Origin of the sequence: Campylobacter sp. IFREMER_LSEM_CL292 (assembly GCF_025771615.1) — a bacterium.
Classification (GTDB): Bacteria; Campylobacterota; Campylobacteria; order Campylobacterales; family Campylobacteraceae; genus Campylobacter_D; species Campylobacter_D lari_D.
Window position 1 is genome coordinate 14,756 of sequence record NZ_JAKMQP010000002.1, and the last position, 14,285, is coordinate 29,040.

The 14,285-nt window shown below is 29.0% G+C and carries 11 protein-coding genes and 1 tRNA gene; 8 read left to right on the plus strand and 4 right to left on the minus strand.

Annotated elements, in window-relative coordinates:
• Window positions 1-4: 4 nt before the first annotated feature.
• Entirely contained in the window at window positions 5-196 is a 192-nt protein-coding gene (locus L8T82_RS01855) for a mini-MOMP protein (protein WP_263659238.1), read from the minus strand.
• Between the two features lie 75 nt (window positions 197-271).
• Between L8T82_RS01855 and L8T82_RS01860 the strand changes: the two genes are divergently transcribed.
• The gene (locus tag L8T82_RS01860) at window positions 272-1,609 is read left to right on the plus strand and encodes a coproporphyrinogen III oxidase family protein (RefSeq protein WP_133319070.1); all 1,338 of its coding nucleotides are present in this window, start codon (window positions 272-274) and stop codon (window positions 1,607-1,609) included.
• A 21-nt stretch (window positions 1,610-1,630) separates the two neighbouring features.
• Here L8T82_RS01860 and hemJ read toward each other — a convergent pair whose 3' ends face one another.
• From hemJ to glmM, 3 genes are read right to left on the minus strand one after another with little or no spacing between them, the layout of a single operon-like run.
• Window positions 1,631-2,080 (minus strand): protoporphyrinogen oxidase HemJ, encoded by a 450-nt coding sequence (gene hemJ / locus L8T82_RS01865; RefSeq protein ID WP_039629243.1) that lies wholly within the window; start codon window positions 2,078-2,080, stop codon window positions 1,631-1,633.
• A complete protein-coding gene (gene lspA, locus L8T82_RS01870; RefSeq protein WP_220555579.1) occupies window positions 2,074-2,529 on the minus strand; it encodes a signal peptidase II in 456 nt (151 codons plus the stop codon). Before lspA ends, hemJ begins: the two co-directional genes overlap by 7 nt.
• Window positions 2,522-3,859 carry a phosphoglucosamine mutase gene (gene glmM, locus L8T82_RS01875; protein WP_039629248.1) on the minus strand — a complete coding sequence of 446 codons (1,338 nt, stop codon included), beginning with the start codon at window positions 3,857-3,859 and terminating at the stop codon, window positions 2,522-2,524. Before glmM ends, lspA begins: the two co-directional genes overlap by 8 nt.
• A gap of 131 nt (window positions 3,860-3,990) precedes the next feature.
• Here glmM and L8T82_RS01880 point away from each other — a divergent pair, with 131 nt between their 5' ends.
• The 7 genes from L8T82_RS01880 to L8T82_RS01910 all read left to right on the plus strand — a co-directional run bounded on the left by L8T82_RS01880 (window position 3,991) and on the right by L8T82_RS01910 (window position 14,281).
• Window positions 3,991-5,166 (plus strand): YdgA family protein, encoded by a 1,176-nt coding sequence (locus tag L8T82_RS01880; protein WP_263725760.1) that lies wholly within the window; start codon window positions 3,991-3,993, stop codon window positions 5,164-5,166.
• Window positions 5,163-6,353, plus strand: coding sequence for a replication-associated recombination protein A (locus L8T82_RS01885; RefSeq protein ID WP_263672927.1), 1,191 nt, complete (start codon window positions 5,163-5,165; stop codon window positions 6,351-6,353). Before L8T82_RS01880 ends, L8T82_RS01885 begins: the two co-directional genes overlap by 4 nt.
• Before the next feature lie 47 nt (window positions 6,354-6,400).
• Window positions 6,401-6,476, plus strand: a tRNA-Val gene (locus L8T82_RS01890).
• 114 nt (window positions 6,477-6,590) lie between these two features.
• Complete coding sequence (locus L8T82_RS01895) at window positions 6,591-8,501, plus strand: type I restriction-modification system subunit M (RefSeq protein ID WP_263725761.1); 1,911 nt, start codon at window positions 6,591-6,593, stop codon at window positions 8,499-8,501.
• Window positions 8,498-9,784: a restriction endonuclease subunit S gene (locus L8T82_RS01900; RefSeq protein ID WP_263725762.1), complete on the plus strand. Its 1,287-nt coding sequence runs from the start codon at window positions 8,498-8,500 to the stop codon at window positions 9,782-9,784. Before L8T82_RS01895 ends, L8T82_RS01900 begins: the two co-directional genes overlap by 4 nt.
• Window positions 9,785-9,795: 11 nt before the next feature.
• Window positions 9,796-11,367: an AAA family ATPase gene (locus tag L8T82_RS01905; protein WP_257938971.1), complete on the plus strand. Its 1,572-nt coding sequence runs from the start codon at window positions 9,796-9,798 to the stop codon at window positions 11,365-11,367.
• On the plus strand, window positions 11,360-14,281 hold the full coding sequence (locus L8T82_RS01910) for a type I restriction endonuclease subunit R (RefSeq protein ID WP_263725763.1): 2,922 nt from the start codon (window positions 11,360-11,362) through the stop codon (window positions 14,279-14,281). Before L8T82_RS01905 ends, L8T82_RS01910 begins: the two co-directional genes overlap by 8 nt.
• Window positions 14,282-14,285 lie beyond the last annotated feature (4 nt).

The window sequence follows — 14,285 nt, forward strand, 5'->3', positions numbered from 1 at the left end:
GTTGTTAATGCATTTGAATTTGAATTCTTTGATTAAAATTATTATTTCCTCTATCTTTTGGGCTATTATGCTCAAAACGATAACGCATATTACCTGAAACATTAACATCTTGAAAAATTTCATCTAAAGGTGCAGAATTTGACACGCTTATAAGCCCTAATAAAAATACAAAAAATGCTATAAAAATATTTTTCATTATAAAGCCTTTGTAAAAATATGATACAATTATAGTCTTTTTAAATAACTACAAAATGAAATTTTTAGGAAAAATATGAATTTTTTACAAAACTTAGCTCTTTCTTACTCACATAAAGCCATGCAAAAATCTTTAGAGAATGGTTTTGATGTGAAACTTTTAAAAGAAGGACAAGAAAAAAAAGTTAATCCAAAAAAATCTTATATGCTCTATGCTCATATACCATTTTGCCATACTTTTTGTCCATATTGTAGTTTTCATAAGTATTATTATAGTGAAGATTTAGCAAAAAGATATTTTGAAAGCTTAAGAGAAGAAATCAAACAAATCAAAGACAAAGGATTTGATTTTACTTCTATGTATGTGGGTGGCGGCACTACTTTGATCAACGAAGAAGAACTTGCTAAAACTTTAGAACTTTGCAAAAAATTATTTAATATTAAAGAAATTTCTTGTGAGAGCGATCCTAATCATATCGAACCTAAAAAGCTAGAAATGTTTAAAGGGCTTATAGATCGTTTAAGTTGTGGTATACAAAGTTTTGATGATGATACTTTAAAAAAAGTAGCAAGATATCATAAATTTGGTTCAAGTAAAGAGCTTCAAGAAAAGCTTTCTAAAGCTATAGGCGTGCTTCCTATTATGAGTCTTGATTTGATTTTTAACTTTCCTTCTCAAACTAAAGAGCAATTACTCAATGATTTAGAAATAGCCAAAAATTTAAAACCTCAACAAATCACAACTTATCCTTTAATGAAATCAAACCTCACAAAAGATAATATCGCAAAAACTCTAGGAGTAAGTTTTAAAGATAATGAATTTGAGTTTTATAAAATCATTATAGATTTTTTCAAAGATTATGAAAGAAATAATGCATGGTCATTTTCTTTAGAAAAAAGTAGCTTTAATGATGAGTATGTAAGTAGCCACCATGAGTATTTAGGCGTGGGAAGTGGGGCTTTTAGCTTTTTAGATGGAGAGCTTTTAATCAATGCTTTTAATTTAAATGATTATTCTAAACTCATCAAAGAAAAGCAAAATGCAAATATTGCTAAAGCTAATTTTGGTAAAAAAGAAATCATCAAATATGTCTTTTTAACTGAAATGTTTGCAGGTAAAATCGAGATTGATAAATTTAACAAAACTTTAGATTGCAATTTAGAAAAAGATCTTTTCATAGAACTTTTAGGTCTTAAGCTAAGCAAGGCTATAAAAAAAGAAAATAATACTTTATACACAAGTGAATTTGGGCGTTATTTGTTTATGGTATTAATGAAAGATTTTTACACCGGTATGGATTTAGTGCGTGCTGTATTTAGAGATAATAAACGCTTACAAGATAAAGAACACATTAATATCATGCAAGAAAATGTTGATCCACTTGATTTTAAAAGTATGGAGTTTAAAGGATAAAAAGCCTTTAAAGGCTTTTTACTAAAATGGTCTTACCACCATCATAATAGCAATAATTATAAATAATATCGTTGGAATTTCATTATAAGCTCTAAAAAATTTCCCACTCTTTTTGCAAGTATCATTTTGAAGTTGTTTTAAATAATAATAATTTTGTAAATGATAAATAATCAAAAGCAAAGCACAGGTTAATTTAGCATGCATAAATCCTGATCCAACCATCAAAACTTTATTTACATGCAACATCAAACTTCCACTTATTAAAGTTACTATCATCGCAGGAGTTTGGATATAAAAATACAATTTTCTTTCTTGAATTTTTACCACTTCTACAAAGCCTTTATTATCTTTATGCTCTGTATGATAGACAAAAAGTCTTGGTAAATAAAACAATCCAGCCATCCAAGAAACAAAAGCTAAATAATGCACCATTTTAATCCACAAATACCAGTCAGTTAAAAAATCTAACATTTTTCTCCTTTTTTATTAAAAATTTCTTTTATTAAAATCAAAGCTACACTAATGTTTATCATCACATCAGCTAAATTAAACACAGCAAATTCAAACCACTTATGCCAAAATACAAAATCCACCACACCTATATGCACAAAGCGATCAAGTAAATTTGAACACCCAGCAGATAGCATAATAGCAAAAGCGATCAAATGTGTTTTAAAAAATTCTTTTTGATAAAGCAAATACACAAACAAAGCCAAAATAAAAACAAGTTGTATGTATTTTAAATACTCTCCTAAAAATGCAAACATTGAAAAGGCTACACCGGTATTATAGGTTAAAACTAAATCAAAAAATTCACCCCTATACTCAAGCCCTTGCAAAAACAAATACTTACTTACTTGATCTAGTATAAAAACTAAAGCAAAAACAAGCCAAAATTTTAAAGATAAAATTTTAAGCATTCAATGCTTTCATAAAAAAGCTTTCAACAGCTTTCATTTCTTTTTCTAAAAGCTTAATATCTTTTGCTTCAAGTAATAAGCGTATTAAATTTTCTGTACCTGAATACCTAAACAAACTAGCAATTCCTTTTTTTTCTAAATCTTTTTTCAACTCTTCTAAGCCTGCAAGCTTGCTTAAGTCTTTTTTCTCTGAAATTTTAAGATTATGCAAAAGCTGTGGGTAAGGTTTAACTTGATTTAAAATTTCACTTGCACTTTTTGCTTCACTTAGCATTAAAGCACTAAATTGTAAAGCAGCTACCAAACCATCTCCAGTTTTTGCATAATCACTAAAAATAATATGCCCACTCTGCTCACCACCAAAATTTCCACCGCATTCTTTGAGTTTTTCAAGTACATATTTATCGCCTACATTGCAAGTTTCATGTGTGATTTTATGTTTAGTTAAAAACTCTTTTAAAGCACCATTGCTCATTATAGTGCTAACTACACTTGATTTTAACTTGCCTTGTTTTTTCAAAAATAAAGCTAAAACACCCAAAAGACTATCTCCATGAGCTACTTCGCCTTTTTCATCCACAACAACCAAACGATCTGCATCCCCATCAAAAGCAAAACCCACATCTGCTCTAAATTTCTTTACCTCTAAAGCTAAATTTAAAGGATGTAAAGCCCCGCAATTTTCATTGATATTTAAACCATTTGGCTTATCATTGATCACAATCACATCTGCACCAAGTTCTTTAAAAACCGTAGGTGCTACCTTATAAGAAGCTCCATGAGCCACATCTAACACAACGCGTAAAGACTTTAAAGTCAGCTCTTTAGGAAAAGAATTTTTTATAGAAACAATATATCTTCCTATCACATCATCAATTCTTTTTGCTTGACCAATTTGTGATTTTGTTGTTCTTGCCTCTTCTATGAGTTTATCATTAAAATAAATTTCTTCTATTTTTGCTTCTGCTTGCTCATCAAGTTTATTTCCGTGTGCATCAAAAAATTTAATGCCATTATCATAGTAAGGATTGTGTGAAGCTGATATCATAATCCCTGCATCACAACGCATATCTTCAGTTAAAAACGCAATAGCAGGTGTTGGCATAGGGCCTATTTCTATAACATTATAACCTATAGAAGTAAGTCCTGAAACGATAGCATTTTCTATCATATAACCACTTCTTCTTGTATCTTTTCCTACTAAGATATTGTTTGTAAGGGCTTTGTCTTTAAAATAAATTCCAGCAGCCATAGCCAAACGCATTGCTAAAAATGAATCCAAAAACTCCCCCGCTTTACCGCGTACTCCATCTGTTCCAAAAAGTTTCATTTTTTTACCTTTGATTTTAAATAGTGCAATTATAAGTAAAAAAGTTAAGTAATGTATAAATGTGAGAATTTTATAAGCATTAGTTAGTAATAAAAATATATAATTTTTAAAATTTCACTTAAGGAAAATGAATGAAAAAAATCATCGCAGGGGTTGTAGTAGTAATTTTACTAGTTATAGGGTTTTTTACCTCAGCTTCTTATATTAACTCAATCAATGAAAAAATCTTTGCACAAATGAGCCAAGATACAGCATATTATAATGTTGAAGATACTAATTACACTAAAGGACTTTTAAATTCCAAAGGAAGTTTTATAGCTACACTTAATGATTTACCTTATAGTTTTAAAGTGAATGTGGATTTTTCCAATAATTTTTTTGCAAGTAATAATACTATCGTTTCTATTTTAAATGAAAATGAAGACTTAAAAGGCATTTTTCCAAACGAAGAAATCTTTAAAATCTTAGTTAGCGTCAAAGGTGGTGACATTAACATCAATGCAAAAATAAATGATATTAATTTCACACGCAATGATACAAATTTAGTTTTAAATAATACATCATTTAAGATTATAGGTTCTGATGAATTTGTAAAAAATATGGAACTTAATCTAGGTTATGTTTTATTAGAACAACTATCTCATAAAGAAAAATTAGAAGCAAAAAATATCAAAATTTCTGAATTTCCTATACAAAAATTAAGCTTTAATGATATCTTTAGTCCTAGTAGAAATAGTGAGCAAAATATAAGCATTGATAGTGCTAGTTTTATAAGTTCTATTGCTTTTGACTTTGATAAATTAAAAATTTTTGCAAAAACAGCTCAAAATGTTCAAAACGATTATGATAGCGTTTTAAAACTAGATTTAGCTAAATTTAATCTTGCAAATGAAAACTTTATGCTAAATAATATTAATTTAGATATGAATTTTAATAATCTTTCTAAAAAAGCTTATGATAGCTTAATGCAAAATTCAAACACTGATATTTTTTCTATGATGCTTTTGGCAAGTCAATTTTTAAAAGCAAACCCTCAAATCATCTTAAATAATCTAAGTTTTGAAAAAGAAGGTAAAAAATTTGACGCAAATGGACAAACTATTTTCACTGAAAACAATATAAAATCACAATTTCATGCAAACACAGAAATTCTTCCTAGTCAAATTTGGCCTGATTTTGCAAATTTTGATACTTATTTCGTAGATAATAATGGCTCTTATATGCTTGATTTTATCTATGATGATTCTAATAAAAGTGATGTTACAACTATCATTAATGGTGAAAGACTTACCATAAATCCACAATGACAAATTTAAGCTTAACTTTTCGTCCTAAAACTTTAGATGAGGTTTTAGGACAAGAAAATTTAGTAGAAATTTTTAAAAAATTCATACAAGTTTCAAAACTCCCTCATAGTGTATTTTTTGGCCCAGCAGGTTGCGGGAAGACTTCTTTTGCAAGAGCAATAGCGTATGAGTATAAACTAGACTTTTATGAGTTTGATGGAGGGAATTTTAAACTTGAAGAACTTAGAAAAATACTAGCTAAATATGAAAATTCTTTATATAAACCTTTGATATTTATTGATGAGGTGCATAGGCTTTCAAAAACCCAACAAGAAATGCTTTTAATCCCTTTGGAAAATCAAAAATGCCTTTTCATAGGCGCAAGCACTGAAAACCCCTACTTTACTTTAACTTCAGGCATAAGAAGCAGAAGTATGCTTTTTGAATTTAAAGGTTTAGAGTATAAAGACTTAGAAAAACTTGCCACAAAAGTGCAAGAAAAACTCCAATGTAAAATCGATGATGATGCTAAAGACTTTTTAATCACTTCTAGTGCAAATGATGCAAGAAGCTTTTTAAATTTATGTGAGTTTGCTTTGACTTTAGATAGCACTCATATCACACTTGAAACTTTAAAAAAATTAAGAGCAAATGTTTTAAGCGATGGCACTTCAAGTAAAGATACACACTATAGACTAGCTAGTTCTATGATAAAAAGTTTAAGAGGAAGTGATGTGGATGCGAGTTTGTATTATCTTGCGAGGTTGATCGATGGGGGTGAAAGTGCGGATTTCATCGCTAGAAGATTAGTGATATTTGCAAGTGAAGATATCTCAAATGCAAACCCACAAGCACTTAATCTAGCCACAAGCACACTCATAGCAGTAAAAAACATAGGCTATCCTGAAGCTAGGATCATCTTGGCTCAATGTGTAGTATTTTTAGCAGGTTCGCCCAAGTCAAACTCAAGCTATCTTGCTATAAATGAAGCGCTAAATTATGTGCAAAACAACCCTGCATTAAAAATACTTCCTTATCTTGATAATAACAACCCACAAAGAAAAAACTACCTTTACCCGCATGATTTTGGAGGATGGGTTAAGCAAAGATACCTAGAAAAAGATTTGAAATTTTATCATAGCAAAGGTATAGGTTTTGAAGCACAGCTAGATTTATGGTTAAATGATATGAAAAAAATTAAAAAGTGATTTTAAGCACAATGTAAAAATATTTTTATATAATTTTTGTTTTTTAAGGTTCCGTAGCTCAGTTGGTAGAGCACCACCTTGACATGGTGGTGGTCGTTGGTTCAAGTCCAATCGGAGCCACCATTTTTTATTTCTTTCGATTTTTCATATTTATAGCTTAAATTTTAAAACTGTTTATAAGATTTTTATTGATGATTTTATATAATATATTATAAATAAAAACAAAAGGAAATCATCATGAATCAAAGTCAATTCCAACCCATTATCAACTTCATATGGAGTGTGGCAGATGATTTACTTCGTGATGTTTATGTAAAGGGCAAATACCGCGATATTATTTTACCTATGACGATTATAAGAAGAGTAGATGCGGTTTTAGAACCTACAAAAGATAAAGTTCTCGAAACTTACAACACTTATAAAGATAAATTTGAAAATTTAGATTTTATACTAGGTGGAAAACAAGGAAACAACCTAGGCTTTTCTAATTATTCTAAATTTAGCCTACAAACCCTTCTAAATGATCCAAAAAATATCAGAATAAATTTTGAAAATTATTTGGATTGTTTTAGTGAAAATATCAAAGATATCATCTCAAAATTCAAATTCAAAAACCAACTTGACACCCTAGAAGAATCAAACATACTTTTTGGAGTGATAGAGAGATTTTGCTCACCTAGGGTAAATTTTGGCATAGAAGATATCTTAGATGAAAAAGGAAATGTTATCCACAAAGGCTTAAGCAACCTTGGCATGGGATATGTTTTTGAAGAGCTCATTCGTAAATTCAACGAAGAAAACAACGAAGAAGCCGGAGAGCATTTTACTCCAAGAGAGATCATAGAGCTTATGACCCACCTTGTATTTTTACCCGTAAAAGAACAGATCAAAAAAGGGACATGGCTTATTTATGATAATGCTTGCGGAAGCGGTGGAATGCTCACAGAGTCAAAAGAATTCATCACAGATCCTGATGGCCTTATACAATCAAAAGCAAACATCTATCTTTACGGACAAGAAATCAACCCCGAAACCTACGCCATATGCAAAGCAGATATGCTGATAAAAGGCGAAGATCCAGATCATATAAAATTTGGCTCCACTTTAAGCAATGATCAACAAGATAAAAAATTTGATTTCATGCTTAGCAATCCACCTTATGGCAAGTCTTGGGAAAATGATCAAAAAATTCTAGGTGTAGAAAAGAAAGGTTCAAATTCAACTTGCAATGACCCAAGATTTAGCGTAGGTATCACAAGCAAAAGCGATGGGCAAATGATGTTTTTACTTAATATGCTTAGCAAGATGAAAACGGATACCCCTTTAGGCTCTCGCATCGCAAGCGTGCATAATGGCTCATCACTTTTTAACTCAGATAGTGGCATGGTAGCCATAAGAAAACACATCATAGAAAAAGACTATCTTGAAGCTATAGTCGCTCTACCTACAAATATGTTTTACAATACAGGAATTCCTACTTTCATATGGATCATCACCAACAAAAAGCCAGAACATAAAAAAGGCAAAGTCCAGCTTATAAACGCTACAAGCGAAGAGTATTTTTCTAAGATGAAAAAGTCTTTAGGCTCTAAACAAAATGAAATGACAAAAGAACATATAGAAAAAATCACAAATTTATTTTTAGAAAATGTTCCTAACAAAGACTGCAAAATTTTTGACAATGAAGACTTTGGCTATATTAAAATCACCATAGAAAAGCCAAAAAGTATAGAAGTTTTAAAAGAAGATGAAAAATTTGCAAAACTCAAAGACAAAGACAAAATCTTAGAAAAATTACAAGAGTTAGAGCAAAACCCACAAGATTTTGAAGATAGAAACGAATTCATAAGCTTTTTAGGTGTAAAACTCAAAAAAAGTGAAGAAAACATCATCATAGATAGTGACAAAACCAACAACACTGAAAAAATCCCACTCAAAGCAAACATACAAAGCTACTACGACACAGAAGTAAAACCCTATGTGAAAAATTCTTGGATAGCTTGGGATAGTGCCAGTGTGGGTTATGAAATACTTTTTAACAAATACTTTTATACCTATACTCCACCAAGAAAGCTAGAAGAAATAAACAGCGAATTAGAAAAGCTAGAAAAAGAAGTGCAAAATCTTTTAAAAGAGATCATGCAATGAAAAATTTCAAAGATAGTGGTATAGAATGGCTTGGGGAAATTCCAGAGCATTGGGAAATTAAACCATTAAAAGCAGTTTTTAATCAAAGAAATGAACAAAATACAAATTTGAAGTTACACACTATTCTTTCTTTAATTAAAGATATCGGTGTAGTTCCTTATGAAGAAAAAGGCAATATAGGTAATAAATCAAAAGAAGATTTACAAAGCTATAAAATTGCAAGAATTAATGATTTAGTATTAAACAAAATGAATGCCGTAATTGGTTCTTTAGGAGTTTCTGCATATAATGGTTTAGTTAGTCCTATTTATTTGGTTTTTTATATAAATAGCCCAAAATATTTAATGAGTTATTATTCTTATTTATTTCAAATTAAAAATGTACAAAAATTTTTAAAAATATATGCTTATGGCATTATGGAAATTAGAGAAAGTATAGATTATTTAGATTTTAAAAAAATGTCTTTGCCTGTCCCACCACCAAAAGAACAAGAACAAATCGCAAATTTTTTAGATGAAAAATGCGAAAAAATTAAAAATTTCATAGAGAAAAAAGAAAAACTCATCAACCTTTTAAAAGAACAAAAGCAAGTCTTGATAAACGAAACCATCACAAAAGGACTTGATAAAAATGTAAATTTCAAAGATAGTGGCATAGAATATCTTGGCGAAATTCCAGAGCATTGGGAAATAAGAAAGTTAAAATATATTATTTCAGATAAACTTACTTATGGGGCAAATGAAACCGCAGAATTATCAATAAAAGAATATCCTAGATATATTAGAATTACTGATTTTGATGAAAATGGATTTTTAAAAAATGATACTTTTAAATCACTACCACTTGAAATAGCTAAAAATTTTTTATTAAATGAAGGAGATATACTATTTGCAAGAAGTGGTGCTACAGTAGGTAAAACTTTTCATTTTAAAAATTATCAAGGAATGGCTTGTTATGCTGGCTATTTAATAAAAGCATCAATTAATCAAAAAATCGCTTTATCAGATTATATATTTTACTATACTAAATCTTATTATTATATACAGTGGAAAGAACTTATTTTAAATAAAGCTACAATAGAAAATATAGGTGCAGATAAATATAGCGAACTTAAAATCTCACTTCCACCCCTAAAAGAGCAAGAACAAATTACAAATTTTTTAGATGAAAAATGTGAAAAAATAGATTTATTGATAGAAAAAACCGAAAAACAAATAAAACTCATAAAAGAATACAAAACCACACTCATAAACCAAGCGGTTTGTGGTAGGATTAATTTATAAGGGAAGAAAAAATGAGAATTAAAGAAATTCAAATTAAAAATTTTAAAAGATTTGATAATTTGACTATTAAAGGCACTGAACAATCTAAATTAGTTGCGTTAGTTGGACCTAATGGCAGTGGAAAATCATCAATCTTGGAAGCTTGCAACACATGGCAAAAAAGTAAAAAATGGAGTATTATAGATAAAACATATCATAATAAATACATAAATGAACAATATAATATAAATATTATATTTAATAATGATATATCAAGCGGTTTTGACTACCAAAAATTAATGCATTTTCGCAGTGCTCATAGAAATGAAGCAGATTTTACGATAGAACAATTTTCAAGAATGAATAAGCCTTATGAGGATTTAAGACTTAAAAAGATTATAGATAATGATACTTCTGTTTCTGATAATTTTAAAAGATTAGTTGGAACGACAATATCTGATGTGTATGATGAAAAAAATTCTAAGATGCAATTAGAAGACTTAAGAGAAAGATTAATAGGCAAAATAAGAAAATCTATGATAAATATTTTTGGCGATTTGATTCTAGAAGGAATATCAAATCCTTTTGAAAATGGTAGTTTTTATTTTAAAAAAGGTAAAGTTGAAAAATTTCATTATAAAAATTTATCATCAGGAGAAAAAGCAGCTTTTGATTTATTATTGGATTTGGTTTTAAAAATAGAATATTTTGAAGATGGGATTATTTTCATTGATGAACCAGAAACTCATATGCACACTTCATTACAGTCAAAACTAATTGAAGAAATTTATAATATTATTCCAAATAATAATCAATTATGGATTACAACCCATTCTTTAGGAATATTGCAAAAAATAAAAGAATTAATTGCATACAAAAATCAAGATATATCTATTATTGATTTTTCAGAACAAAATTTTGATGAAGAAATAGTATTAGAACCTTGTAATATTGACAATATAATTTGGGAAAAATTTTTATCTTTTACTATTGGAAATTTATCAAATTTTATAGCACCTGAAATTATAATTTTTTGCGAAGGAAATTTATGTGGTGAAAAAAGAAAAAATTTTGACGCTGAAATTTATAATAATATTTTTAATAAAAAATATCCAAAAGTTACTTTTATAGCTGGTGGTAATTGTGAAGATTTGAAAAAAGATGATAATCAAAGTGTAAAACTACTAGAATACATACTACCAAAAACTAAAATTATTAAATTAATTGATAGAGACACACATGCAGATGAAGAAGTTAAAGAACTCAATAACCGAAATATAATTGTTTTAAATAAAACGAATTTGGAAACATATTTGTTAGATGATGAAATTTTAGAACTTTTTTGTCAAAAGAATTTCAATGATTATTCAAAAGTATTTGAACAAATAAAACAAATAAAACAGAAAGATATATATGATCTTAAAAAAGTAAGAGGGGAAATTTTTAATGCTTTAAAGGAGCAATTAAAATTAGAAAGTAAAAATTACAATATCGGAAGTAATGCTGATAGTTTTTTAAAATCAACATTATGTAAGTATATTACAGAAGATACTCAAATTTATAAAGAATTAGAAAATATTATTTTTGGAGTTAACAATGACTAACTACCAAGAGAAAGATTTAGAAGATTTTATAGAATCATATTTGTTAGAAAACCATGCCTATATCAAAAGAACAAATGAAAATTACGATAAAAATTTATGTTTAGATGTAGAGCTTTTTGAGAATTTCTTACAAGCTACGCAAAGTGTAGCATTAGAAGAGCTTAAAAAGCGTTGTGGGCAAAACTATAAAAAAGAACTTTTTAATCGTATTTTCTCACAGATTAAAACCAAAGGCATAGTCAAAGTCTTACAAAGCTATGTGGAGATCAAAGGCATTAAAATTTACCTAGCCTTTTCAAAACCAAACACTAGTGCAAACGAAGAAAGCGTGAAAAAATACGAGCAAAACAACCTTTCTATCATACGCCAGCTTCACTATAGCACGCAAAATAAAAATTCCCTTGATATGGTGATCTTTTTAAATGGCTTGCCCCTTATCACTATAGAACTTAAAAGCCATTTCACCGGACAAAATGTCTTCCATGCTATAGATCAGTATAAAAAAACCAGAAACCCAAAAGAAGCTATATTTAGCCTTACTATAGTGCATTTTGCACTAGATAATGATCTTTGCTATATGAGTACAAAATTAGATCAAGATGCGACTACGTTTTTGCCTTTTAATCTTGGTTTAAACAATGGTAGTGGCAAAATAGGCTTAGCAAATGGAGCAGGTAACCCACCAAGTGATGGTATAAAAACAGCTTATTTATGGGAAAAAATCTTTAAAAAAGATACTTTGCTAAATTTATTTTTTAATTTTGTACAAGTTGTAAAAAAAGAAAACGAAGAAATCATCATATTTCCTCGATACCATCAATTTGATGTAGTAGAAAAACTACTCGCCCATGCAAAAGAAAACGGCACAGGGCAACGCTACTTGATCCAGCATAGTGCAGGAAGTGGCAAGAGTAATTCTATATCTTGGCTTGCACATAATCTCGTAAGCTTGCATAGACTTGAAAAAAACATCTTTGATTCTATCATCGTAGTAACCGATAGAAAAGTGCTTGATAGACAAATAAGAGAAAATGTAAAATCTTTTTCACAGAAGACAAAAGACCTAGTCGAAGCCATCACTCATGGAAGCAAACAGCTTAAAAATGCTTTAGAAGAAGGTAAGAAAATCATCATCACAACTATACAAAAATTTCCTTTCATTTTAGATGAGATCAAAACCTTAAAAAGCAAAACTTTTGCTATCATCATCGATGAAGCACACTCTAGCCAAAGCGGAAACAATGCTCAAAAAATGGCTGAAGTCATAAGAAGCAAAAGCTATGATGAAAGTCAAAATTTAGATGATGAAATTTTAGAAATCATAAAAAACAAAAAACTCCAAAGCAATGCTTCTTATTTTGCATTTACCGCTACGCCTAAGCCAAAAACCTTAGAAATGTTTGGTATGCCTTGTGATGTTAATGGAGAGCAAATGTTTATCCCTTTTCATCTTTACTCGATGAAACAAGCCATAGAAGAAGGTTTTATACTTGATGTATTAAAAGGCTATACAACGTATAAAAGTTACTATAAACTCATATCTTGCACAAATGACAATCCAAAATACGACAAAAAAAGAGCAAACGCAAAACTAAAAGCCTATGTCCAAAACAATATAAAAACAATCGAACAAAAATCACAAATCATGTGTGAGCATTTTTTCCAAAATAGCTTTAAAAAGATAAATGGCAAAGCAAAAGCTATGGTTGTAACAAGCTCAAGAGAAAATGCTGTGAAGTATTATCTTGTTTTTAGAGAGTATTTAAGAAAAAATTATCCACATTTTAAAGCTATAGTGGCTTTTTCAGGTGAAGTAAATTTAGAAGGTGAAATTTATAGCGAAAGTGGTTTGAATGGTTTTTCAGAAAATGCTTTAAAAGATGAGTTTAAAAAAGATGAGTATCGTTTTTTAATCGTTGCGGAAAAATACCAAACCGGCTTTGATGAGCCATTATTGCATACGATGTATGTAGATAAAGCATTAAGTGGAGTAAGTACAGTACAAACTCTATCAAGACTAAACCGAACTTGCAAAAACAAAGAAAATACTTTCGTACTAGACTTTGCAAACACCCATGAAGATATAGCAAAATCTTTTAGTGTATTTTATGAGCAAACTTACTTAAGTGAAGCTACAGATGATAATAGAATTTTTGATTTAAAAGCAAATCTAAATGAATATGAAATTTACACCCAAGAAGAAATAGATGATTTTACAAATGCCATTTTAAAAAATGAAAAAGAAAATGTCATTCATTCAAAATTAGACACAATGTTAACTAGATTTGATCAAAAAAGCGATGATGAAAAATTAGATTTTTATAATAAAGCAAGGACTTATCTTAAAGAGTATTCTTTTTTAGCTCAAATATTACCCTATGAAGATATAGAACTTGAAAAGCTTTATATACTACTTAAAAAACTTACTAGTAAAATTATCTTACCTAAACCAGAAGACTTAGCTAAAGGAATTTTAGATAATGTGGATTTTGATAGTTATCGCTTACAACTTGATAAAACGCAAGATATTATTTTACAAGGAAATGGAGAGCTAAAGCCTTCTTTTGCAGATGGTTCAAGTAAAAGTGCCGAAGCTGAATTAGAAGAGCTTTCAAACATCATTAAAGATTTTAACAACAAATACGCAAATATAGACTTTAACGAAAGCGACAAAATAGCTAAAATCTTATATGATATAAAAGATGATATAGCAAAAAATGAAGAAATACGCGAAACTTTTAACAAATCAGGTATGCAAAATTCGCGCATTAGATTTGATGAAATTTTAGAAGACAAAATTCAAGATCTTTTAAATTTAAATTTAGAGCTTTTTAGACAATTTACCCAAAATAATGATTTCAAAGACAAAATAGCAAATACAATGTTTAATATGATCTATGAAAATGCAAAATGATATC